We start from the raw sequence: 21,705 nt of genomic DNA, 5'->3' as shown, positions 1-21,705 counted from the left end.
CAGCAAAACGATAACGACAATAAAAACGGAGGTCGCTGCAATGTTCCCCCTGTTCAAACAACAACACATTCGCGTAGCCACATGGGCTCTGATACCGCTCGCCCTGAGCGGGTGCCTGTCCGGCTCTGGCTCAAGTGGGAGCGATCAAGAAGTTGGGCGCTTTATCGACGGCCCAGTCAGCGGCCTTGAGTACCGCAGCGCCAGCGGCAATGGTAAAACCAATAGCGATGGCGAATTTCGTTACAAGCCTGGTGAACGGGTGTATTTCTCGCTGGCGGGGATGCCGCTGGGCAGTGCCCCTGGCCAAGCTCTTATCGGCCCCCAAGACATCATCGACGCAGCAGAGGACAGCAGCCACCCGGCGGTGATCAATGTGGCTAGGTTGCTACAGACCCTGGATGCCGACGAGAACCTGAACAACGGCATCGAACTCAGCCCTGCAGTCAGCGACGCACTAAGCGACTTCCAACAGCAAAACCCCTCATTTGAATTGGCGCTGGATGATGACGCAGCATTCCAAGCTGCCATGCAGGCATTACTCGACTACCTGAACGCCGCCGAGACGTTCGGAGCAACACCGCGACAGCCCCGCCCGCGACTGGCAGCCTGGCTACACCTGCGCGACTACATGGAGCAGAGTCAAGGCTCGGACATTGACTTCTCGCTGCGACCGGTCATTTTTGTACACGGTGGCGCCGGGTCCGCCTCACAATTCGAGTCTCAAGCCCAGCGCTTTATCGCCAACGGCTACCCACGCAGCCATCTAGCCACCTACGAATACGACACAAACCCACCCGACTTCACCCGGACCACCCAGGAGCTCGACGCAGCAATTGACAGCCTACGCGCCAGCACCGGCTTTGATCAGGTCAACTTGATGGGGCACTCCATGGGGACCGAGGTAAGCCGCATTTACCTGGCAGACCCGGCCCGTGCAGCCAAGATCGCCGCCTATGTCAACTTTGATGGTCGCGGCGGAGACGAGCCACCGGGCGGCGTGCCCAATCTGGTTATGTGGGGCCAATACGTTACACAGGAAGTGACCGGCGCGACCAATGTTTACCCAGACCCCGAGGACCCGATAGGCCATATTGAGGTCGCAACCGCAGCCAGTTCCTTTGCTCGGGTATATGCGTTTTTCAATGGCCAAGCACCGGCAACAACAAGCATTAGCGAAGCGGCAGGCGAAGACGTCTGGATTGCAGGCAGAGCCAATCTATTCCCGGCCAATAGCGGCGCAGTTGGCACAATTCTGGAGATTACCGAGGTAGACCCGTCTAGCGGGCGCGAGCTGAGCAGTCAGCCAAGATACAGCCAGGCAATCGACAGTGATGGCCAATGGGGGCCAGTGCGGCTCAGCAAGGGAGCCAGCTACTCATTCCTGCTCCATCGGCCCGGCACGCCCAATGCTGACCATTACTTCTACCGCGAGCCCTATGATCAGGACAGCTTCCAGGTTCGCCTGAACACCTCCGAACCCGGCAAAGGCGTGGGTGCGCTGCTCAGCCGCAGCCCGCGGCACAGCAACCTCAGCATCAGCCGAGACATGGAGCTATGGGGTGACCAAGGAGACCGCAATGATCAACTGACAGTCAATGGCACCCTGGTAGTTACCGCGCAGACCGCGCCACTGCTCAATCGCTTGAGCAATATTTTCCTGCATGACCGCAACGCAGACGGCATAAGCAAACTGGATACGCCCGACCCGGTGCTCCACGCCATCCCTTTCATGTCAGGATTAGATCTGTACTTACCGGCAGCCAGCGAGCCTAACGGCGTAATAAGCATCTCGCTAAACTCCCGCCGAGGCGACGGTACAGTTCGCACTATCAACGTTCCAAACTGGCCGTCGGATCAGATCAGATCGATTTCCGTGCACTTCCGCGACCACAGCGACTAAGCTCACCACACCGCCTGGCAAGCCACAAAGCTTGCCAGGTTCGAGCACGTGCCGACCGCCTGGGCAGCGAGCCTCGGCCCGACAACTCTCCGACTAAAGCAAACTGCTTTACCAGGCTTTCGCTGAGCCAACTGATTGCACAACCGATACCGCTACTGGCTGATTCGACCTCGCGGGATAACACGGGCATGATACAAGCATTGATACTCAGCACTGGAGAAAGCCAATGTCAGCCAGACAGGTTGCTGCGTTACTAATTAGCGTCTTAGCTGCCTCGGCCGTACAGGCCGCAACCATGCGCTGTGATCGCGGCATCATAGCGACCGGCGCCCTGCAGGCCGAAGTGCTTGAACAGTGCGGCGAGCCTGACTCGCGCCAACTGACCCCGCGCCATATCGACCCCGATGGTTACCCGGCCGAAGGCAGCGTCACGGTCGAGCACTGGGTCTATGGGCCGAGCAACGGCATGGTCCGCGAGCTGCGCTTTATTGACGGGCGTCTGGTCGATATCGAGAGCACGCGACGCTGAGCCCGGGAGCAAGAGATGAAATATATATTCGAGGTGACCATCAAGCCCGGCTACCGCGCCGAGGATTATGCCGAAGCCTGGGTACATGCCAGCGAGCTGATCCAGCAGGCCCCCGGTGCGCGGGGCACCGAGCTGCACCGCAGCCTGCAATCGCCGGACAAGCTGATTGCTATCGCCCACTGGGACAGCAAGGCCCAGCGCGACGCGATGGAAGGCAAGCCAAACGCCGAGGTGGCCGACATCATTCGCGGCGCCGCACGCTTTTGCGATATCCGCCTGATCGGTGAGTTTGATGAGCCTGAATGGGTAGTCATGCCGCCCAAGTGACCGCTGCCGGCCCGAACTCAGCCCGGCAAACCCGGCCGCAGCGGCCCTTATGCCTTCAGCGCCTCAAGCCACTCGCTATACAGGGCTGGCTGATCTGCAGGTAGACCACGGGCGAGCAACGTCTTACGCAGTTGCTCGCGTTCGGCAACCAGCTCCAGCATATCGCTGCTGTTACCCTCCAGGTGATGCATTTCCTGCAGCCCCAGATGGTAGAAACGCAGCACCCGCAGCGCGTTCTCGTCGCCGGCCTGTACCCCGTCCTTGACCTGATGCATCTGGTTGGTGACCCGCATCAGCGCGCGCTTGAGCCGCCAACCATAGGCCGCCGACGCCATCCAGCGCTGCTTCAGAAACACCGTGCGCACCAAGGTCACAGTCAATACGACCGCCAGCAGGACGCCGGTCAGATTCCAGCCAAAATTGCTGCCATCGGCGCCGCCAAACAACGCAACCAGCAGGGCCGGTAACCCCATACCGAGCACCGCGAAGACCACCACAACAATCACACTGCTGCGCCGGGTCTCGCTTCTGAAGGTGTCGGGAGCACGATGTTCGATACGAAAAAGTTCACTCACTGGCTGTTACCCTGACGACATGCGAAGAGACTAGTGTACGTGTCTTGGCGCCCCACGCGCATCAATGCCGCTCGGCGAGCCAAGAAAGATTCTGCTGCAGATTGTTGCACCGCCTTCAACGCGATACCATTTGCGGTCCGCCAGACCGCTGTCAACTGACATCCTAGTCGGTCCGCCACTCTATTTCCCAAGGAACGTTACGCCGTGAACCGACGTATACTCGTCTCCCTCCTTGCGCTGGGTCTGTCGATCCTGCAAGGCTGTGCGACTTACACCACCCCCGCTGCGGGGGTCAATATGGCCGCCCTGGGCGACGGAGACATCAGCGCACTGATGTCCCTGGAGCCTGCGGTACAGTTTCCCGCGCGCCTGGCTACCGTGCGCGTGCAGTCCTCCGGCTACCACTCGCTGACAGCAGACAGCTATGGCAGCGGCCAGTTCAGCGTGGTCACCACCCGTGATATCGAAAGTGCCGATGATCTGCAGCGGCTGGCCAGCCAGGACCAGCTCAGCGCGGTCGCGCCCATGACCCGCCTGATCCTGCCGCAGGAACTCAACACCCTGCGCGACCTGCGCCTGGGTGCGGCGCGCCTGAAGGCCGATCTGCTGCTGGTCTATACGCTGGACACCAGCTTCAACGTCGAGAGCACGGCACTGGGTCCGTTGTCGGCTATTACCCTGGGCTTTTTGCCGAACAAGCAGGCCTTTGTCAGCGCCACAACGTCAGCCCTGCTGGTCGATGTCCGCACCGGTTTTGTATACGGAGCCGCCGAGGCCACCGAGCGCGAATCCCAGCGCGCGACCGTATGGAACAGCCGGGAAGCCATTGACTCCGCACGTCAGCGCGCCGAAGCGCAGAGCTTTCACAGCTTTGTTGGCGAGTTCGAGCGTCTCTGGCAAGCCACCCTGGCTGAGCACCTGACAGTCGTTGAACCAGAACCGGTCGCGCCGCCCGCCCCCAGGCCGACGCCCGAGCCAACGCTCACACCTTCGCTGCCGCCCGTGCTGGACCCGACACCCGGCACCTACACCTTCTGATCCACCCGCTGCCCGCCTCTGGGCAGCCCGCTACGGCGCATAATCGATGCCCAACCCATGGACGCTGCCACTATTGCTCGCCACCGGGTACGGCCTCTGGTTGGCGCTGCGGCGGCCCGCTGACGGCACTGCGCCCGCAGGCCCTATGCCCGCGCTGCACCTGCCGCTGTTTTTGCTCACATTGGCGCTGATCAGCACGGCACTGATGCTGAGCGGCCTGGTCGCCGAACTGGACCAGCAGCTATTGCTGAGCCTGCGAGCCAGCCTGACACCCTTGCTGATGTCCGGCTTTGGCTTGTTTACCCATAGTGGCTCGGCGTTCTTCCTTACTCCGCTGATCGCCCTGCTGAGCGGCTGGCTAGTCTGCCAGGGCAGGCGCGCTGACGCCCTGCTGCTATGCCTCAGCGGCCTCGGCGGGGCGTTGCTGGTGGTGCTGCTCAAGGCTGTCTTTGCCCGTCCACGCCCCGCGCTGTGGGACACCCTGGAGCTGGCCAGCTTCAGCTTTCCCAGTGGCCACACCATGGGCACGGCCGCGTGCGCCAGCGCATTGGCCGCTGTCCTGTGCAGGGTATACCCGGCACAGAGCCGCACTTGGTGGGGGCTGGCACTAGGCTGGATCGCGCTGGTTGGCCTGTCGCGCCTGACGTTGGGAGTGCACTGGCCGAGTGACGTGTTCACCGGCGCAACCCTAGGCATTGCGCTGACGCTACTGGTGAGCAGGCTACCCGGTTGCCGCCAGCAGCCCTGAGGTCCCTAGGGGCAAGTCAATGTCAGCGCAGCTGCCGGCCCGGCAGCATGCGCCGGAGCGTGTCGTCGCGCAGCACATAGTGGTGCAGCACCGCCGCAGCCGCGTGCAGGCCAATCAGCCAGTAGCCAGCTACACCAAGCCACTCATGAATCTCCTTTAGCTGACCGGCCAGCGCCTGGTTCGGCGCCAGCAATGGCGGTAGCGTAAAGCTGAGAACCTGCGTCTTGTCCGCCGCACTGAGCACCAGCCAGCCGAGCAGCGGCAGGCCAATCATCAGGCCATACAATGCGAGGTGCATCGCCGCTGCCAGCTTGTTCTGCCAGCCAGCGGCGACCGTGGCGGGTGGCGCTGGCAACAGCATGCGTGCCAACAGCCGAGCCCAGACCAGCGCCCAGACCAGCATGCCCAGCGCAAAATGCCACTGTTTGAGCAGCTCTCTGGGTTCACTGCCACGCGGGAAGCTTCCCTTGAGCTCGATGCAGGCGTAGACGGCTGCAATGAGCAGCAGCATGAGCCAGTGGAGGGCAATGGAAAGGCCGTGATAACGGCGTGGCGACGCGTGCATGGCAGGTACCTGTAAGCAATTTGGAGAAGTGGCCGCGACGTTACGCTCACCACCTTAACCCAGCCTTAAGGCTTGGCCTGCCGAAGCGCTGACATTGAACCTTCCGGCGGCGAATCAGGACTAAAACCCAAACCCACCTTATCATCAGGTTAGAGACCGACCATGCCCACAACCGCAAGGACGCCACTGGCAGCGGACACACCGCTGTTTATCGTGCTCAACACCGGCTCCGGCAATCACCGCGGCAATGAAGTGGAGGACAGCATCCGTCGCGTACTGGACGCGGCCGGACGGCGCTACGAGCTGTTCAAGGTTGGCTCCGGCAGTGGCCTGGAAAGCGCCGCACAACAGGCGCTGGAACGCGCTCGCAGCGAGGGCGGCGCGGTGATTGCAGCGGGCGGCGACGGCACCTTGAACGCCGTCAGCAACGTGGTGCTCGGCGCCGATGTACCCTTCGGCATCCTTCCCCAGGGGACCTTCAACTATTTCGGCCGTACCTACGGCATCTCCCAGGACACCGAAACGGCGACACGCTGCCTGCTGGACGCGGTCATCGAGCCGGTGCAGGTAGGTCAGCTCAATGGCCGCGTGTTTCTGGTCAACGCCAGTCTGGGTCTGTATCCGGACCTGCTTGAGGACCGTGAAGACTACAAGCAGCGCTACGGACGCAGCCACTGGGTCGCGCTGTGGTCAGCACTGGTCACCCTGTTACGCGCACACCGCCAGCTCAACTTGCAACTAGACAATGGCGAACAAACACGCCAGCTGCGTACCCAGACCATCGTGGTCGGCAATAACGAGCTGCAGCTGGAGCACATCGGCATTCACGAGCAGACACGCCTGCAGCAGGGCGAGCTGGTCGCCATGACCGCACGCCCACTTGGCACACTGGCGCTCTACGGGCTGGTCCTGCGCGGCCTGCTGAGCCGCATGGGCGAGGACGAACACGTCATCAGCTTCGGTTTCAAGCGGCTGCGGATACACCTCAGCCATCGTCGTCGGCGCGTCAAGGTGGCGATGGATGGCGAGATATGCTGGATGCAGTCACCGCTGGAGTTTCGCGTTGCCGAGCAGCCGCTGCCTCTGCTGGTGCCGCGCGACGACCGTCTGCGGGAGCGTGCATGACCCGTATCCTGCACCTCTCCGACCCGCACTTCGGCACCGAACAGCAAGCCGTCATGACCGCGCTGATGCAGCTGGTAGAGGAACAGCGGCCCACCCTGGCGCTGCTCAGCGGAGATATCACCCAGCGCGCCCGGCCAGATCAGTTCCGCCGTGCCCGGCTGTTCATGGAACAGCTCGGCATTCCGATGCTGGCGGTACCCGGCAATCACGACATGCCGCTGTTCAACCCCTTCAAGCGCCTGCTGCGTCCCTATGGCCACTATCAGGACAACTTTGCCGCCGACCTCGAACCCCTGCTGGAAACCGAGCGCCTGCTGGTAATCGGCGTCAACTCCTCGCGCGCCGACCGGCACAAGAACGGCGAGCTGACCGCTGAGCAGATCGAACGCGTTGAGAATCGCCTGCGCCAGGCCAGTGCGCGCCAGCTGCGCCTCGTCATGCAGCACCATCCGGTGCGCGCGGTGGAAAGCTCGGACCGCAGCAACCTGCTGATCGGCGGCGAGGCCGTGGTGCCGCGCTGGGTCGATGCCGGGCTGGACCTGCTGCTCGCCGGGCACATTCACCTGCCCTACGTGCGCCCGCTGAACGGGCAGACCAGCGGGCGCCAGGCCTGGACTGCGCAGGCCGGCACCGCGCTGTCGTCACGTGTGCGCGGCGACATTCCCAACTCGGTGAATCTGATCGAGCACAGCACCGACGGCCCGTTTCACGCCTGCTCGGTGGCGCGCTGGGATTACGCCGACACCAGCCGCAGCTTTCGCCTGTACAGCCATACCGATCTGGCGCTGGACCGCAGCGCCTGAATCGCGCGTTGATCCGCGTGGGCAACAGAGCGTCCGCCGCAGCGCAACGCCAACCTGGCAGCAAGATCGGTATACTGAGCGGCTTTGTTGATCCGGCGGGCACCCATGACCGACTTGAGTCTCTGGCAATACGTATTAATCGGTCTGGTCTTTGTCTGGAGCGGTTTTGTGCGTTCCGGACTGGGCTTTGGCGGCGCAGTACTGGCACTCCCCTTCCTGCTGCTGATACACGACGATCCGCTGGTATTCCTGCCCCTGATTGCCGCCCACCTGCTGCTGTTCTCCTCGCTAACGGTGATCATGAACAACCGGCGACAACCCAGGACAACGCAGCAGCAGGGCAACGCAGGTGGCTCGGTCGACTGGCGCTACCTTGGCCATATGCTGCTGGTAATGATGGTCCCCAAGCTGATCGGGGTATTCGGCCTGCTGACCCTGCCGCCGAAGATCATGAGCCTGATCATCTTTGTGATCGTCTCAGGCTACGCCCTGTCGTACATCTTCAACCGCCCCTTTCGCAGCAACAGCCGGGTAGTCGATACCCTGTTCCTGATGCTCGGCGGCTACATCAGCGGCACTTCGCTGATCGGCGCTCCGCTGATCATTGCTGTAGCAGCGCAGCATGTTGCCCGCGAACAACTGCGCGATACGCTGTTCGTACTCTGGTTCGTGCTGGTCTCGATCAAGATGGCCGCCTTTGTCTGGGCCGGCGTAGACCTGCAACTGATCCACCATCTCTGGCTGCTGCCCTGCGTCACCGTAGGCCACCTGATTGGCTTGCGCTTTCATAACCGCATGCTGCACAACGACAGCGGCCAGTTCTTCCGCGTGCTCGGCGTCACCCTGCTGGTGACCAGCGCGGTGGGGCTGGGTAAGGTTTTCATGACCTGACGCCGCCGCAAGGGCTATGCTGGGTGTTGGCCAAAAAGGAGAAACACCCATGCATGGACTCACCCTGTACAGCAACCCGCAATCGCGCGGTCGTCTCGTTCACTGGATGCTCGAAGAGCTACAGATGCCGTATGAAACAGTCTGGATCGACTACGGCGACGACATGAAGAGCGACCACTACCGGGCTATCAACCCGATGGGCAAGGTGCCTGCACTGATGCACGGCGACCTGCTGATTACCGAATGTGCCGCCATCTGCGCCTATCTGGCCGATCGCTTCCCCCGCGCCCAGTTGGCGCCGCCGGTCGACGACCCGCGGCGCGCCGCCTATCTGCGCTGGTTGTTCTTTGCCGCCGGGCCGCTGGAACAGGCGATTACCGCCCGCAAGCTTGCTTGGGAGGTGCCCGAAGAGCGCACACGCATGGTCGGCTTTGGCACCTTTGAAGACACCTTGAACACGGTGCAGCAGGGGCTGCTGGGCGGCCCCTGGTTATGTGGCAACCATTTCACCGCCGCCGACCTGTACCTGGCAGCCCAGCTGGGCTGGGCGATGAGCGAGGGTGTGGTGCCCGAGCGTCCAGGCTTTGCCGACTTTGTCGCCACTGCGTTCCAGCGCCCGGCGGCCCTGCGCGCCAAGGCCTTCAACGATCAGTACCTGACCAGCGCCTGAGGTCAGACCGGCGGGCTGAGCTCTTCCGGATGGCGACGCTGACGCTGCCAGGAGAGCAGGAACAGGCCCAGGCCAGCTACGGCGGTCAACGCACCAACATAGCCGGTGACCGTCCAGCCCAGTCCGGCGCCGATCGCCAGACCACCCAGCCAGGGGCCCAGCGCGTTGGCTACGTTGAAGGCCGCGTGATGGGAGGCGGCGGCCAGCGTCTGCGCATCGGCGGCCACGTCCATCAGGCGCGTCTGCAGCGGGGGTGACAGCGCCACCATGGTGCCCACCAAAAATGCCGCCAGCAGTGCGCTCCACAGGGTCTGCACGGCAAAGGGAAACAGCAGCAGCACGCCGATACTCCAGAGCAACACCACCCCTACCGCAGCAAACTGCAGCCGCTCAAACAACCAGCCCCCGGCCAGGTTGCCCAGCAGCGTACCGGCACCAAAGGTCGCCACCGCCAGTGGCACAACCAATGGCGTGACACCGGTCACCTCCAGCAGGGTCACCGCCAGGTAGCTGAACACACAGAACATGCCGGCAAAACCGATGGCACCAATACCCAGCGCGTACCACACCTGAATACGGCGAAAGGCCTGCAATTCGGCCAGCGGATTGCTGCGCACCACGCCCCGATCCAGCGGTAGAAACAACGCGATCAGCAGCACCGTTAGCAGCGCAATGACTGCCACGGCAACAAAGGCATAGCGCCAGTCGATTTGCTGCCCGAGCAAGGTCGCCAGCGGATTGCCCAGAAGGATCGCCAGCGTCAGCCCCAGCATGACCAGGCTGACCGCCGCCGCGCGCTTGTTCGGTGCCACCAGCGAGGCCGCCACCAGTGCCGCCACGCCAAAGTAGGCGCCGTGCGGCAAGCCGGCAACAAAGCGCGCCAGCAGCAGGCTGTGGTAGTCCGGAGCCAGCGCACTGGCGAGGTTACCCAGTGCAAAAAACACCATCAGCAGCAACAGCAGATGCCGGCGATACAGTCTGGCGCCAAAGATCGCCAGAATCGGCGCGCCAACCACCACACCGAGGGCGTAGCTGCTGATCACATGCCCAACCTGCGGCTCGGTAACCGCCAGATCCGCGGCAATGGTGGGCATCAGCCCCATAATCACGAACTCGCCGGTGCCAATGCCAAACCCGCCCACGGCCAGCGCCAGCAGGATCAGCCAGGATAACGAGCCAGCGGGGTGAGCGGGGGAAACATCGGTCAGGTCTGCAGACAACTCGGACATGCACACTCCAGTACGGCGGGAAAAACGCGCCATTATTCCTGCTTTGCCTGACACGGTGAAGCATTGATTCGATATTTATGGAAATTAGAAATAAATCCCTGGCATCAACCCGCCTGCCAGCAATGCCACCGGCCCAGACGCACAACGACACACAATCATCTGGCGGTGCGCGGTCAGCCGCCAGCCTCGACTGCTATGCTGGGGCGCCGAACCGCGCCGGAGCCGCCATGTGGGAGTTGAGTAGTTATATTGGCCTGTTCCTGATCGCCCTTGGCGCCGCCACCGTGCTGCCGCTGCAGTCGGAGTTTGCGCTGGTCGCCATGCTGCTGAGCGGTCACTACGATCCACTACCGGTTCTGCTGGTCGCCACCGCCGGCAACCTGCTGGGGGCCATCCTCAACTGGTGGCTGGGGCGCTACATTACGCACTTCCAGCAACGCCGCTGGTTTCCGCTGACACCCGAGCGCCTGGCCCGTACCCAGGCGGCCTACCACCGCTGGGGCTACTGGTCGCTACTGCTGAGCTGGGCGCCCTTCGTCGGTGACCCGCTGACCATCGTCGCGGGGGTCATGCGAGAGCCGCTCTGGCGCTTTACCCTGATCGTGGCCGTAGCCAAAGGTGGGCGCTACCTGCTGCTGAGCGCCGCAACACTGGGCTGGATGGCTTAGCGCTGAGCGGCGATATACAGGGCCTCCACCTTCTCTCTGGCCCAGGGCATGCGACGCAGAAACTTGAGACTGGAATTCATGCTCGGTTCATGCAGGAAGCAGTTGATGGGTACCCGACGTCCCAGCTCCTCCCAACCATAGTGCTCTACCAGCCACTCCAGCAACGCCTTCAGAGTAACGCCGTGCAAGGGGTCTGCAGAGCCCGGGCGGTGGTTCGATGACATACCGTTTTCCTCCAATAGCCGATAAGGCCGCATTCTACGCAGGCTCCCCAACAATGCTAGAATTCGCCGCTTCCAGCCATCCATTCGCGGACTCCTGACGTGCCCCAGCCAGCCTCCGACTTTGACGTGATCGTACTCGGCGCCGGCGCCTCCGGGCTGATGTGCGCCGCAACGGCAGGCCAGCGCGGACGCAGGGTGCTGGTGCTCGAGCGGGCTAACCGCATCGGCAAAAAGATCCTGATGTCCGGCGGCGGGCGCTGCAACTTCACCAATTACAGCGTGGAAGCCGACAACTTTATTTCCGCCAACCCGCACTTCTGCAAGTCGGCACTCAAACGCTATAACCAATGGGACTTCATCTCGATGGTCGGCAGCTATGCCATCGACTACGAAGAACGCAAACATCAGCAGCTGTTCTGCCGCGATTCGGCCAAGCCGATTCTCGACATGCTGGAGTATGAGTGCCTGCAAGCCCAGGTGGACATTCGTACCCGCTGTGAGCTAACCAGCGTAGCGCGCCAGGAGAGCGGCGGTTTCATCCTGCAGGTTGAACAGCAGGGCCGCGCGGTTACCCTTCGCTGCCAGTCGCTGGTAGTCGCCACCGGCGGCCTCTCGATCCCGACACTGGGCGGTAGCGGTCTCGGCTATCAGCTCGCCGAACAGTTCGGCCTCAAGCTGACGCCACGCCACGCAGGCCTCGTGCCCTTTACCTTCAGCGACCAGTTCAAGGCCGTTTGCGAGCGGCTGGCCGGCCTGGCGCTGGATGTCGAGGTCAGCTGCAACGGGCGCCATTTCAGCGAAGCGATGCTGTTTACCCATCGCGGCCTGAGTGGCCCGGCAATGCTGCAGATATCCAACTACTGGCACAACGGCGACACACTGCGCATCGACCTGCTGCCCAGCCTGGACGCCGCCCGGTGGCTGCTGGATGAAAAGCAGCAGCAACCGCGCAGCCGGCTGAAAACCCGCCTCGGCATTCACCTGGCCAAGTCACTGGTGGCGGAACTGCAAACGCTCTGGTGGCCTGCCGACGACGACACCGCGCTGGCCGAGATGCCGGACCGCCAGCTGCGGGAGATTGGCGCTCTGCTCAACGGCTGGCAGCTCAAACCATCAGGCACCGAGGGCTACCGCACCGCGGAGGTCACCCTGGGGGGCGTCAGTACCGACGACGTCAGCTCCAAAACCATGGAAGCCAAAACCTGCCCGGGGCTGTTCTTTATTGGCGAGGTACTGGATGTCAGCGGGCATCTGGGAGGATTCAACTTTCAGTGGGCCTGGTCCTCAGGCTACACCGCCGGCCAGTTCGCCTGAGCAGACGGCCTCAGCGCCGCCGACGCGGCCACAGCGCGCAGCCCAGCAAGACGGCCAGCGCCGTGTACCAGACCCCGTTCAGGTATTGCGCATGACGAGTAAAAAAGCTGCCGCCGCTGGTTGGCGAATAGGGTAGATCAACCAGCATTTCGGCACGACTGAAGGCCGGCGTACCGGCGATCGCGCGACCGCTGGGCAGGGCCGCCACAGAAGGGCCATTGTTGATCAGGTGCAGCATGGGCACGCGATTCTCAACCGCGCGCACGATCGACATCGCGCGGTGCTGAAAGGGTTGAGAGCTTTCGCCGAACCAGTTGTCCTGGGAGACAAACAGCAGCACCTTACCACCGGCATCGCTGCCGATGGCCTCCGCGATAAATTCGGGAAAGGCCGTTTCGTAGCAGATTTTGGGCACTACGCGCATGCCCTCGATAGGGAAGTCGACATGCTCCTGCCCCTCCCCGACCTCACGCAGATAGTCGCCAAGAAACCGGGTGGTCAGCCAGTTGATGCCCGGCAACGTCCAGAACGTCGGCAGGTACTCGCCAAACGGCACGCGCTGCATCTTGCGATACTGAGCCACTAACGAGCCATCCTGCCCCAGCCAGCCCAGGGTGTTGTAACTGATCGGCGAGGCATGCCGGTTACGGGTTTCCACGTCATGAAAGAACAGGTCTGACGACATGCCCAATATCTGGTCTGCCCAGGCCTGACGCACGCTTTGCTGGTCAAAGTAGCCCTTGTAGCGCGCCTCCGGCCAGGCCACCCAGCGCGCCCCCGCCGCCGACAGCCGGCGCGTGGCTTCCATTTCTTCCGGGTATTCGCGCGAGTAGCCTTCAGGCGGCTCAGGAATACGCCGGGTCGGCGCGTCATTGGGCTGTACCAGTCCGACCCGCATGCTTTGCCATGATGCGGCCTGGCGATCCCAGTGGCCCAGGGCAAACCAGCCGTAGACAAACCAGGCAAGTATCAGCGTCGCGCCGACCGCGGCCAGCCCCCCTTTCGCCCCCGCGATATCACGCTGCAGCCACTGAAACAGCAGCATGTTGCTCAACAGCATAAGCATGTCGAGCCCCTGCGCGCCGACCAGGTCAACGCCCTGCAGCGCCAGTAAAAAGGCTGCCTGGGTTTCACTGAAGCGCAGGTCAAACAACGTCGGGTACAACGCGCAGCACATGACGATCGCAAGCGGAAAACTGATCAGATCAAGCTGCGGCAAACGCCGCGAAATCAGGCGAAACAGCAGGCAGCCGACGGCGAGGGAGGCGCCGGCATAAAGCCAGAACAACGATGCCAACAGCAGGCTGACCGGCAGCGACAGCCCCTTCAGGTGGATGGCGAAGTCAACCATCCAGTAGGCCGTTCCGAGGTAAAACACGGTACCGCAGCACCAGCCGATCAGGGTGGCCTGACGTAGGCTGCTGCCATGCAGCGCAAACAGCAGAGGCACCCAGCCGACCCAGCCACTCCAGTACAGACCACCGTCAACCCAGGGCAGCGACAGCAACGCCCCCGAGAGCAACGCCAGCAGCAGCCGGGTCAGGCTGCGCTGACGCAGTCCCGCACATAGCGCAGCCGATGCCGCGTATTTCAGCTCGGGCTTACCCACCGCCGCCATAACAACCTGCTCCAGAGCCGTGCCGGTGCGCTCTCCGGCGGATTAGTCAGCGCGTCTGCAGGGCTTGCGTCCCCGGACATTGACGATAGAAACCGCTTACCACGCTGCCCATCCCCTGTACGGGTGAACGCCGGCTGGCCGCTCGGCCACAAAACTCGCTATGCTTGGCGCTTGCCAGCGACAAGGAACCCGCCATGCCCCACTGGATGACAGGCCTGCTGACCTGCCTGCTGATATTGCTCAACACCCTGATCGGTATTGGCCCGATGCTGCTGCTGGGGCTGATCAAGCTGCTGCCGTGGCCGCCCCTGCAGCGAGCCTGCTCGGCTGGCGTCATGTGGATCGCCGAGACCTGGGCCGAGGGCAACAAAACCATTTTTGCCCTGCTTACCCCCACCCATTGGGACATCCGCTGCGATACACCGCTCAGCAGCCGACATTCCTACCTGGTTATCAGTAACCACCAGTCCTGGGTAGACATCCCCGCTCTGGTCAAGGCGTTCAATCGCAAGACGCCGTACTTCAAGTTCTTTCTCAAGCGCGAGCTGATCTGGGTGCCGTTTCTCGGGCTGGCGTTCTGGGCACTGGATTACCCCTTCATGAAGCGCTACAGCAAGGCGCACCTGGACCGCCACCCCGAAGACCGTGGCAAAGACCTGGAAATAACCCGCCGCGCCTGCGAAAAATTCCAGAGCCTGCCGGTGACCGTGGTCAACTACCTGGAAGGCACGCGCTTCACGCCAGCCAAGCAACAGCAACAGCAGTCGCCTTACCGCCACCTGCTTAAACCCAAGGCGGGCGGCATCGCCTTTGTAGTCGCCGCGCTGGGTGCTCAGATGCGCACCGTACTGGATGTCACCATCGTCTACCCGGAGGCCAAGCCGCCGGGCTTCTGGCGCCTGGTCAGTGGCCAGGTTGCGCGCGTCATCGTCGATATCCGCGAGTGTCAGCTGCCCGGCGAGCTGCTGCAGGGTAACTACAGCGACGACCCGGCGTACCGGGCTGCCTTTCAGCAGTGGGTTTCAGACCTGTGGCAGGCGAAGGACGAGCGCATCAGCGCCCTGCGCGCCGAGAGCACCCGGGCAGACGGCTGAGCGCCGCCTGCCGGTGCCTTGCTCAGGACGCGCTTCCGAGGGTGGCCAGCGCCTCTTCCAGCGTCTGCACCGGCATATCCAGCGCCGCGCCAACCTCGGCGTTGCACAGCGCACCGTGGCTCACGTTGAGGCCGTTCGCCAGATGCGCGTCCTCGCGCAGCGCTCGCGCCACACCTTTCTCGGCCAGCGCCTGCACAAAGGGCAGCGTTGCATTATTCAACGCCTGGGTCGCGGTCCGAGCGACGCCTCCCGGCATATTGGCCACGCAGTAGTGCACCACCTCGTCAACCAGATAGGTCGGCTCCGCGTGGGTAGTTGGCTTTGAGGTTTGCGCACAGCCCCCCTGATCAATCGCCACATCAACCAGCACGCTGCCGGCCGGCATCGCGCGAATCAGCTCGGCGCTGATCAGCTTGGGCGCCGCAGCGCCGGGCACCAGCACCGCACCGATCACCAGATCGGCCTGCAGCAGCGCCGCCTCCACCGCCGTCGCCGTGGCGTAGCGGGTCTCGATGCGATTGCCATACTGGGCGTCCAGCCGACGCAGCACATCTAGACTCTTGTCCAGCACCATAACCTGCGCGCCCAGGCCCACCGCCATGGCCAGCGCATTGCTGCCCACCACACCGCCACCCAGGATGACGACGCGGCCCGCCGGCACGCCCGGCACCCCGCCCAGCAGGACGCCACGACCACCGCGTGCCTTCTCCAGACAGCCGGCACCAGCCTGAATGGCCATACGACCAGCCACTTCGGACATCGGCGCCAGCAGCGGCAACCGTCCCTGTGCGTCGGTAACAGTTTCGTAGGCAATACAGGTTGCACCAGAAGCCAGCAGGTCGCGGGTCTGGGCGGGGTCTGGGGCCAGATGCAGATAGGTAAACAGCGTTTGCCCGGGACGCAGCAGGCGTCGCTCTTCAGCCTGGGGCTCCTTGACCTTGACCACCAGCTCACTGTCGCTGAAGACCTGCTCGCGTGACACCAGTCGGGCGCCAGCTTCACGGTAGTGCTCATCGCTAAACCCGATGGCACTGCCTGCCCCGGATTGCACCAGCAGCTGGTGCCCATGGGCCGTCAATTCACGCACCGAGTCAGGCGTCAGCCCCACGCGGTATTCATGGTTCTTTATCTCAGTCGGCACACCGATATACATGATTGCTCGTCTCCTCACTGCTCAGCAGGAATCTACCCCCAGTGTAGAAGAGCCTCAGGCCGGCACAACCCCGGTGCAGACGCGCTCACACATCCTTCGACGCGCCATCGTCCGCCTCCGCCACACGCGCAGTCGCCCCGGCCCCCGGCAGCTCGGCACCCAGCGGGTAGCGCTGGCCGGCGGCAACAACCTGATCTCGACCGCTGTGCTTGGCCTCGTACATGCGCCGGTCTGCCGTGCGCAACAGGGCGCTGAGGTCGACACCGTCCTCGCCCAAGGTGGCAACGCCGGCGCTGAAGGTGATCACCACCTGCTCCTGCCCTACCTGCAGCGGCGTATGTGCCAGCTGGGCGCGCAACCCGTCGGCCAGCTCAGCGGCCTGCGCCAGACTAGCCCCCGGCAGCAACAAGGCAAACTCCTCGCCGCCGATGCGGCAGGGCAGATCCGAGTCTCGCAAACGTGCTGCCAACAGCTGCGCCGTGTGCTGCAGCGCGCAATCGCCCACCTCATGGCCAAAGCGATCATTCAGCCGCTTGAACCAGTCCAGGTCCAGGACCACCAGCGACAGATCCTGATCACTGCGCTCCACCTGGCTGCGAATGCGCCGAAATTCGTCAGCCAGGCGCATGCGGTTGGCCAGTCCGGTCAGGCTGTCGGTACCGGCCAGTTCGATCAGCCGCCGCTCGTTATCGACCCGGCTACGCTCGTAGATATGCGAGAAGACCATCATGGCCAGACTGCTGAAGCCCACATTGGCGACCACAACCATCTGCAGCAGGGCACTGTCACCGGTCAGATAGCGCACGTTAAAAGCCACCACGCCAAGACTGATAAATACCAGAGACATCCAGAAACCACCGCGCCGCCCAAGCAACAGATAGGAAATAATGGGGATGGTCTGAATCCAGGCAAACACGGTAAAGGAAGTGTTGGGCAGCACCAGCGCAAACTCCATGATGCAGAAAAACGGCACCAGGTAAGCCACCGTCCAGCGCCACAGATGACGCGTGGTGCCGACTATCGGCAGCAGGGCGCCGGCGAACAGCGCGTAGGCTACTTCCAGGCTGGCCAGCGCATAGAGCCCGCGGGAAAAGTTGATGGCGGCGAACACCAGCCCGGCCGCAACGGTGATCCACAGCAGCGCGCGCAGCACCGAACGACGATGTTCCTCACTCTGTCCCAGACGCTCTGGCATCGACTTCCCCATTCACGTGCGTAGCAGCCAACCAGGACCAGAATAGATGGCAGCACTGCCTGTCCCCCTGAAATGTGCGACCTTTCTCCGAAAAAGGCCCGACATTTCTGCAAGATTGCTTCTCAAGAGGTCAATAAGTTGTCATGCTTGGACGGCACGCTGGCTACTGGCCATGTGCCCTTGTCGGCCACCACCGCGATAACTGAAGCCCAGCGGCACCGATTAGCAACCAGGACTACACCGTGAGTGCTATCCCACTGCTCGTATGCGACGACTCCAACATGGCTCGGAAGCAGCTGATCCGGGCCCTGCCGGCTAACTGGCCATTTCGCATCACCCAGGCGACCAACGGCCTCGAAGGCATGGAGGCGATCCGTCAGGGCCATGGCCAGATCGTCCTGCTCGACCTGACCATGCCAGAGCTGGACGGCTTTGGCGTGCTGACCCAGCTGCGCGAGGAAGGTCTCAGCGCCGAGGTTATTGTCGTCTCCGGCGACGTCCAGGAGGAAGCGGTACGCCGTGCCAAGGCACTGGGCGCCCGTGCCTTTCTGAAAAAGCCGGCCGATCCGATGCAGCTGGCCGAGGCCCTCAACTCCCTGGGCGTCGACGTGCCGCTGGCGCCAGCGCCTGCTGCACAGGACGACATCTACCGCCCCCTGCCCAACGTGTCCTTCCGCGATGCCTTCCGCGAAGTGTCCAATGTCGCCATGGGCCGCGCTGCCGACTTGCTCGGCCGGGTGCTTGGGGTGTTCATCAAGCTGCCAATCCCCAACGTCAATATCCTCGAGGTAGGCGAACTGCACATGGCGCTGGCCGATGCCCAGCGTGACGAGCGCCTGTCCGCCATCTGCCAGGGTTATATCGGCGGCGGTATTGCCGGCGAGGCGCTGCTGATATTCCACGACTCGGAAATCGACGATGTCGCCAAACTGCTCAACACCCAGCGAGATGAAAGCGCGCAGCTGGAGATGCAGCTTGACCTGGCCAGCATCATCATCGGCGCCTGCCTGAACGGCCTGTCCGAGCAGTTGAATATCACCCTGTCGCAGGGTCACCCACTGGTGCTGGGCCAGCACTGCCCCATCGAGGACCTGATTCGTATCAACCAACGGCGCTGGAAGCGTACGCTGGCGGTAGAAATCAGCTATGGACTGGAAAACCTCGACATTCACTTCGATCTTCTGCTGCTGTTTACCGAGGACTCGGTGCCCAAGTTGCGGGAGCGGCTCGATTACCTGATCGACTGAGCACAACCGGACCCTACAGATGGCCGAACACATCGATATCAACGAACTCCACTGGTTGCTCGACATCGTGCAGAGCATTGATGTCGGCGTTGTGGTCATGGACCGCGACTACAATGTCGAGGTCTGGAACAGCTTTATGGAAAACCACTCCGGGGTCGGTGCCGACAAGGCCGCCCGGCAGTCGCTGTTTGCGCTGTTCCCCGAAATTGACCAGGGCTGGTTTACCCACAAGGTCGAAACGGCCGTAATGCTGGGCACCCGCGCGTTCACCATCTGGGAACAACGGCCCAATCTCGTACACTTCAAAAGCTACCAGCCGATCACCGGCATGGCTGACGAGATGTACCAGAACGTCACCATCCTGCCCCTGCGCAGCAGCACCGGCAAAACGGACCATGTCTGTTTGATTATTTATGATGTGACCGGTGTCGCTGTAAACAAACGGCAACTGGAATCAGCCAATACTAAGCTCCAGGAACTGGCCCTGCGTGATGGCCTGACCGGCCTGCTCAATCGCCGGTACTGGGAATCCTGCCTGGAACGCGAATTTGCGCGCCATCAGCGTTACGACAATCCGGTCAGCCTGGTGATCTTTGATATCGACCATTTCAAACGGGTCAACGACACCTATGGCCACCAGACCGGGGACGAGGTGATCCGCGAAACAGCGCGCATCACCTCGCAACTGGTTCGTGAAACCGATTTTGCCGGACGCTACGGCGGTGAGGAGTTCGTGGTGCTGCTGCCCGGCACCACCCTGGATGGGGCAGCGCAGTTTGCCGAGCGCCTGCGCAGCAGTATTGAGCGCCAGCAACTGGACTATCAGGGTAGCCCGCTGACCTTCACCATCAGCCTGGGGGTAGCCACCCTGACCGATGATATGGCTGGCTACCTGACGCTACTGGAGCGCGCGGATAAGGCGCTGTACCAGTCCAAGGAAGGCGGGCGCAATCAGGTGACACTGTCCCGCTGAACCTTTTCACGCATGCTCGGTCAGTTGGGACACGTTTCACAGAACACGAATTCGCGATATGCTGCGCCCATAGGCAGTCAAAAAAACGACAAAAGACAGAAGCCGCCCAAAAAAGGGCGGCTTTTTTGACGATAAATTTCAGACCTCAGGACAAGGCAGTAACTATGGAAGAGCGCAAACGAGGATGGCTCTGGGCATATCGTAAAACCCGCAGCTACCACACCAGCATGCCCCAGGCGTTTTATCGCGCCACGCGCTTCTGGATAACCGGCGATACCGGCTCGTTTGTCAGCCACGGAGGTTTTCGCAAAACGCGCATCCGTCGCTGACGCCAGCCGCCGTGCGGGCGCTCTGATACACTGCACACCCTCTTTGCGCAGATCAGGCTCCGGCACCCGTGACTCAAGTCCCCTTCAGCTCTCTCTCTTTGCCCGCTCCACTGCTGCAGTCACTTGCGCAGCTCGGCTATGAACACACCACCGAGATTCAAGCCAGCGCGTTGCCGCTGATTCTGGCGGGCCGCGACCTGATCGCCCAGGCACCGACCGGCAGTGGCAAGACCGCTGCCTTTGGTCTGGGCCTGCTGGCACCACTCAACCCGCGCTTTTTTGGCTGCCAGTCGCTGGTGCTGAGCCCGACACGTGAGCTGGCAGGCCAGATCACCGAGGAACTGCGCAAGCTGGCACGCGGTATGGGCAACATCAAAATCGTTACCCTCAGCGGCGGGGTCCCCTTCGGCCCGCAGGCGGCCTCGCTGGAACAGGGCGCCCACGTCATTGTCGGCACCCCCGGCCGGGTACAAGACCACCTCAATCGCGGCACCCTGCAGCTCGACAGCCTGAACTGCCTGGTGCTGGATGAAGCGGACCGCATGCTCGACATGGGCTTTGTCGATGCCATCCGCGAGATCGTCGGCCATACGCCAGCCCGGCGCCAGACGCTGCTGTTCTCCGCTACCTACCCTCCGAGTCTGGCCCAGTTGACCGGCGACCTGCTGCGCGACCCGGCGCAGGTCAAGGTAGAACGCGCAAGCGCCGACAGTCCGATCGAGCAGCGCTTCTACGAGATCGAGGCCGAGCAGCGCTTCGCGTCGGTACTGCGCCTGCTGGCCGCCAACCGTCCGCAGCCCTGCATCGCCTTCTGCCACACCCGTCAGCAATGCCAGGAGCTGGCCGACTACCTCGGCGCCGAGGGCATCAGTGCCCTGGCCCTGCATGGTGATATGGAGCAGCGCGAGCGCGACCAGGTACTGGCCCTGTTTGCCAACCAGAGCTGTAGCGTGCTGACCGCCACCGACGTGGCCGCGCGCGGCATCGATATCGCCGGTGTTGCGGCGGTCATCAATGTCGAACTCGCCGCGGACCCTGCCGCGCACACCCATCGCATCGGTCGCAGCGGCCGCGCCGGTCAGCCTGGCCTGGCCCTCAGCCTGGTTGCCCCGCGGGAACTCAAACGCCTGCGGCCAATCGAAGAGAATCATCAGGGTCCGCTGCAGTGGGGCGAGATAGAGCAGTTGCCGGAACGGCCCGAGCGACCGCTGATCGCGCCGATGCGCACCTTGGCCGTCGCCGGTGGACGCAAGGACAAGCTGCGCCCCGGCGACCTGCTGGGCGCCCTGACCGGCGATGCCGGCCTGCCAGGAGATGCCATCGGCAAGATCAGCATCAGCGACTTTCAGGCGCTGGTAGCCATCCGCCGCGAACAGGCCAAGCAGGCACTGCAACGTCTGAGTGATGGCAAGATCAAGGGAAGGCGCTTCAAGGTGCGCCTGATTTAACCCAGGCCTCAACCGGCCCTGAGCGCGCCCAGCCCCGGCTGA

Annotated in this window: 23 protein-coding genes; 16 read left to right on the top strand and 7 right to left on the bottom strand. The window is 62.8% G+C overall.

The window, feature by feature from the left end; genetic code table 11:
* Positions 1-40 precede the first annotated feature (40 nt).
* The 3 genes from ASB58_RS00355 (at position 41) to ASB58_RS00345 (ending at position 2,756) form a co-directional block, all read left to right on the top strand.
* Positions 41-1,900, top strand: a complete 1,860-nt coding sequence (locus ASB58_RS00355; protein WP_118128950.1) for an alpha/beta fold hydrolase — start codon at positions 41-43, stop codon at positions 1,898-1,900.
* 295 nt (positions 1,901-2,195) lie between these two features.
* Positions 2,196-2,429, top strand: coding sequence for a DUF2845 domain-containing protein (locus ASB58_RS00350; RefSeq protein WP_235827144.1), 234 nt, complete (start codon positions 2,196-2,198; stop codon positions 2,427-2,429).
* A 15-nt stretch (positions 2,430-2,444) separates the two neighbouring features.
* Positions 2,445-2,756: an antibiotic biosynthesis monooxygenase family protein gene (locus ASB58_RS00345; RefSeq protein WP_096003794.1), complete on the top strand. Its 312-nt coding sequence runs from the start codon at positions 2,445-2,447 to the stop codon at positions 2,754-2,756.
* Positions 2,757-2,803: 47 nt separating this feature from the next.
* Here the strand turns inward: ASB58_RS00345 and ASB58_RS00340 are convergent, their stop codons facing one another.
* Positions 2,804-3,331: a DUF3087 family protein gene (locus tag ASB58_RS00340; protein WP_118128948.1), complete on the bottom strand. Its 528-nt coding sequence runs from the start codon at positions 3,329-3,331 to the stop codon at positions 2,804-2,806.
* A 204-nt stretch (positions 3,332-3,535) separates the two neighbouring features.
* Here ASB58_RS00340 and ASB58_RS00335 point away from each other — a divergent pair, with 204 nt between their 5' ends.
* Together ASB58_RS00335 and ASB58_RS00330 are read left to right on the top strand one after the other, a co-directional pair.
* Positions 3,536-4,369 carry a hypothetical protein gene (locus ASB58_RS00335; RefSeq protein ID WP_118128947.1) on the top strand — a complete coding sequence of 278 codons (834 nt, stop codon included), beginning with the start codon at positions 3,536-3,538 and terminating at the stop codon, positions 4,367-4,369.
* A gap of 46 nt (positions 4,370-4,415) precedes the next feature.
* Positions 4,416-5,117 (top strand): phosphatase PAP2 family protein, encoded by a 702-nt coding sequence (locus ASB58_RS00330; RefSeq protein ID WP_118128946.1) that lies wholly within the window; start codon positions 4,416-4,418, stop codon positions 5,115-5,117.
* Between the two features lie 22 nt (positions 5,118-5,139).
* Here the strand turns inward: ASB58_RS00330 and ASB58_RS00325 are convergent, their stop codons facing one another.
* Positions 5,140-5,682: a cytochrome b gene (locus tag ASB58_RS00325; protein WP_118128945.1), complete on the bottom strand. Its 543-nt coding sequence runs from the start codon at positions 5,680-5,682 to the stop codon at positions 5,140-5,142.
* Positions 5,683-5,844: 162 nt separating this feature from the next.
* On the opposite strand from ASB58_RS00325, the gene ASB58_RS00320 reads away from it, so the two are divergent.
* From ASB58_RS00320 to ASB58_RS00305, 4 genes are all read left to right on the top strand, one after another.
* Positions 5,845-6,807: a diacylglycerol/lipid kinase family protein gene (locus ASB58_RS00320; protein ID WP_118128944.1), complete on the top strand. Its 963-nt coding sequence runs from the start codon at positions 5,845-5,847 to the stop codon at positions 6,805-6,807.
* Complete coding sequence (locus ASB58_RS00315) at positions 6,804-7,610, top strand: metallophosphoesterase family protein (RefSeq protein WP_118128943.1); 807 nt, start codon at positions 6,804-6,806, stop codon at positions 7,608-7,610. The genes ASB58_RS00320 and ASB58_RS00315 overlap by 4 nt, the downstream gene beginning before the upstream one ends.
* 105 nt (positions 7,611-7,715) lie before the next feature.
* Positions 7,716-8,501: a sulfite exporter TauE/SafE family protein gene (locus tag ASB58_RS00310; RefSeq protein WP_118128942.1), complete on the top strand. Its 786-nt coding sequence runs from the start codon at positions 7,716-7,718 to the stop codon at positions 8,499-8,501.
* A gap of 49 nt (positions 8,502-8,550) precedes the next feature.
* Positions 8,551-9,171 (top strand): glutathione S-transferase family protein, encoded by a 621-nt coding sequence (locus ASB58_RS00305; RefSeq protein ID WP_096003787.1) that lies wholly within the window; start codon positions 8,551-8,553, stop codon positions 9,169-9,171.
* 2 nt (positions 9,172-9,173) lie between these two features.
* Here the strand turns inward: ASB58_RS00305 and ASB58_RS00300 are convergent, their stop codons facing one another.
* The gene (locus ASB58_RS00300) at positions 9,174-10,391 is read right to left on the bottom strand and encodes an MFS transporter (protein ID WP_407920662.1); all 1,218 of its coding nucleotides are present in this window, start codon (positions 10,389-10,391) and stop codon (positions 9,174-9,176) included.
* Between the two features lie 236 nt (positions 10,392-10,627).
* On the opposite strand from ASB58_RS00300, the gene ASB58_RS00295 reads away from it, so the two are divergent.
* The gene (locus ASB58_RS00295) at positions 10,628-11,068 is read left to right on the top strand and encodes a YqaA family protein (RefSeq protein WP_118128940.1); all 441 of its coding nucleotides are present in this window, start codon (positions 10,628-10,630) and stop codon (positions 11,066-11,068) included.
* On the opposite strand, the gene ASB58_RS00290 is transcribed toward ASB58_RS00295, so the two are convergent.
* Entirely contained in the window at positions 11,065-11,292 is a 228-nt protein-coding gene (locus ASB58_RS00290; protein WP_118129956.1) for a VF530 family protein, read from the bottom strand. The genes ASB58_RS00295 and ASB58_RS00290 overlap by 4 nt on opposite strands.
* A gap of 99 nt (positions 11,293-11,391) precedes the next feature.
* On the opposite strand from ASB58_RS00290, the gene ASB58_RS00285 reads away from it, so the two are divergent.
* On the top strand, positions 11,392-12,606 hold the full coding sequence (locus ASB58_RS00285; protein WP_118128939.1) for a BaiN/RdsA family NAD(P)/FAD-dependent oxidoreductase: 1,215 nt from the start codon (positions 11,392-11,394) through the stop codon (positions 12,604-12,606).
* Between the two features lie 10 nt (positions 12,607-12,616).
* On the opposite strand, the gene lnt is transcribed toward ASB58_RS00285, so the two are convergent.
* Positions 12,617-14,224 (bottom strand): apolipoprotein N-acyltransferase, encoded by a 1,608-nt coding sequence (lnt, locus tag ASB58_RS00280; RefSeq protein WP_118128938.1) that lies wholly within the window; start codon positions 14,222-14,224, stop codon positions 12,617-12,619.
* A 194-nt stretch (positions 14,225-14,418) separates the two neighbouring features.
* Here lnt and ASB58_RS00275 point away from each other — a divergent pair, with 194 nt between their 5' ends.
* Complete coding sequence (locus ASB58_RS00275) at positions 14,419-15,318, top strand: 1-acylglycerol-3-phosphate O-acyltransferase, YihG family (RefSeq protein WP_118128937.1); 900 nt, start codon at positions 14,419-14,421, stop codon at positions 15,316-15,318.
* Between the two features lie 22 nt (positions 15,319-15,340).
* Here ASB58_RS00275 and ald read toward each other — a convergent pair whose 3' ends face one another.
* The gene (gene ald / locus ASB58_RS00270; RefSeq protein ID WP_096003780.1) at positions 15,341-16,471 is read right to left on the bottom strand and encodes an alanine dehydrogenase; all 1,131 of its coding nucleotides are present in this window, start codon (positions 16,469-16,471) and stop codon (positions 15,341-15,343) included.
* Between the two features lie 85 nt (positions 16,472-16,556).
* Positions 16,557-17,666 (bottom strand): GGDEF domain-containing protein, encoded by a 1,110-nt coding sequence (locus ASB58_RS00265; RefSeq protein ID WP_118128936.1) that lies wholly within the window; start codon positions 17,664-17,666, stop codon positions 16,557-16,559.
* Between the two features lie 242 nt (positions 17,667-17,908).
* Between ASB58_RS00265 and ASB58_RS00260 the strand changes: the two genes are divergently transcribed.
* From ASB58_RS00260 to dbpA, 4 genes are all read left to right on the top strand, one after another.
* Positions 17,909-18,913 (top strand): response regulator, encoded by a 1,005-nt coding sequence (locus ASB58_RS00260; RefSeq protein ID WP_096003778.1) that lies wholly within the window; start codon positions 17,909-17,911, stop codon positions 18,911-18,913.
* A gap of 19 nt (positions 18,914-18,932) precedes the next feature.
* On the top strand, positions 18,933-19,886 hold the full coding sequence (locus tag ASB58_RS00255) for a sensor domain-containing diguanylate cyclase (protein WP_096003777.1): 954 nt from the start codon (positions 18,933-18,935) through the stop codon (positions 19,884-19,886).
* Between the two features lie 164 nt (positions 19,887-20,050).
* Entirely contained in the window at positions 20,051-20,215 is a 165-nt protein-coding gene (locus tag ASB58_RS19985; protein ID WP_165771227.1) for a hypothetical protein, read from the top strand.
* 68 nt (positions 20,216-20,283) lie between these two features.
* A complete protein-coding gene (dbpA, locus tag ASB58_RS00250; protein WP_096003776.1) occupies positions 20,284-21,663 on the top strand; it encodes an ATP-dependent RNA helicase DbpA in 1,380 nt (459 codons plus the stop codon).
* Positions 21,664-21,705: the final 42 nt, after the last annotated feature.

The sequence above is a fragment of the Pseudomonas abyssi genome (assembly GCF_003444685.1).
Classification (GTDB): Bacteria; Pseudomonadota; Gammaproteobacteria; order Pseudomonadales; family Pseudomonadaceae; genus Halopseudomonas; species Halopseudomonas abyssi.
The sequence above is the reverse complement of the archived record's forward strand: the minus strand, read 5'-3'. Positions and strand labels throughout refer to the sequence as shown.

Excerpts from the sequence above, each read along its gene's own strand:
- lnt (WP_118128938.1), bottom strand. The coding sequence starts at position 14,224 with ATGGCGGCGGTGGGTAAGCCCGAGCTGAAATACGCGGCATCGGCTGCG.
- ASB58_RS00325 (WP_118128945.1), bottom strand. The coding sequence starts at position 5,682 with ATGCACGCGTCGCCACGCCGTTATCACGGCCTTTCCATTGCCCTCCAC.
- ald (WP_096003780.1), bottom strand. The coding sequence starts at position 16,471 with ATGTATATCGGTGTGCCGACTGAGATAAAGAACCATGAATACCGCGTG.
- ASB58_RS00345 (WP_096003794.1), top strand. The coding sequence starts at position 2,445 with ATGAAATATATATTCGAGGTGACCATCAAGCCCGGCTACCGCGCCGAG.
- ASB58_RS00275 (WP_118128937.1), top strand. The coding sequence starts at position 14,419 with ATGCCCCACTGGATGACAGGCCTGCTGACCTGCCTGCTGATATTGCTC.
- ASB58_RS00355 (WP_118128950.1), top strand. The coding sequence starts at position 41 with ATGTTCCCCCTGTTCAAACAACAACACATTCGCGTAGCCACATGGGCT.
- ASB58_RS00350 (WP_235827144.1), top strand. The coding sequence starts at position 2,196 with ATGCGCTGTGATCGCGGCATCATAGCGACCGGCGCCCTGCAGGCCGAA.
- ASB58_RS00265 (WP_118128936.1), bottom strand. The coding sequence starts at position 17,666 with ATGCCAGAGCGTCTGGGACAGAGTGAGGAACATCGTCGTTCGGTGCTG.
- ASB58_RS00310 (WP_118128942.1), top strand. The coding sequence starts at position 7,716 with ATGACCGACTTGAGTCTCTGGCAATACGTATTAATCGGTCTGGTCTTT.
- ASB58_RS00315 (WP_118128943.1), top strand. The coding sequence starts at position 6,804 with ATGACCCGTATCCTGCACCTCTCCGACCCGCACTTCGGCACCGAACAG.
- ASB58_RS00295 (WP_118128940.1), top strand. The coding sequence starts at position 10,628 with ATGTGGGAGTTGAGTAGTTATATTGGCCTGTTCCTGATCGCCCTTGGC.
- ASB58_RS00290 (WP_118129956.1), bottom strand. The coding sequence starts at position 11,292 with ATGTCATCGAACCACCGCCCGGGCTCTGCAGACCCCTTGCACGGCGTT.
- ASB58_RS00305 (WP_096003787.1), top strand. The coding sequence starts at position 8,551 with ATGCATGGACTCACCCTGTACAGCAACCCGCAATCGCGCGGTCGTCTC.
- ASB58_RS19985 (WP_165771227.1), top strand. The coding sequence starts at position 20,051 with ATGGAAGAGCGCAAACGAGGATGGCTCTGGGCATATCGTAAAACCCGC.
- ASB58_RS00255 (WP_096003777.1), top strand. The coding sequence starts at position 18,933 with ATGGCCGAACACATCGATATCAACGAACTCCACTGGTTGCTCGACATC.
- ASB58_RS00320 (WP_118128944.1), top strand. The coding sequence starts at position 5,845 with ATGCCCACAACCGCAAGGACGCCACTGGCAGCGGACACACCGCTGTTT.
- ASB58_RS00330 (WP_118128946.1), top strand. The coding sequence starts at position 4,416 with ATGCCCAACCCATGGACGCTGCCACTATTGCTCGCCACCGGGTACGGC.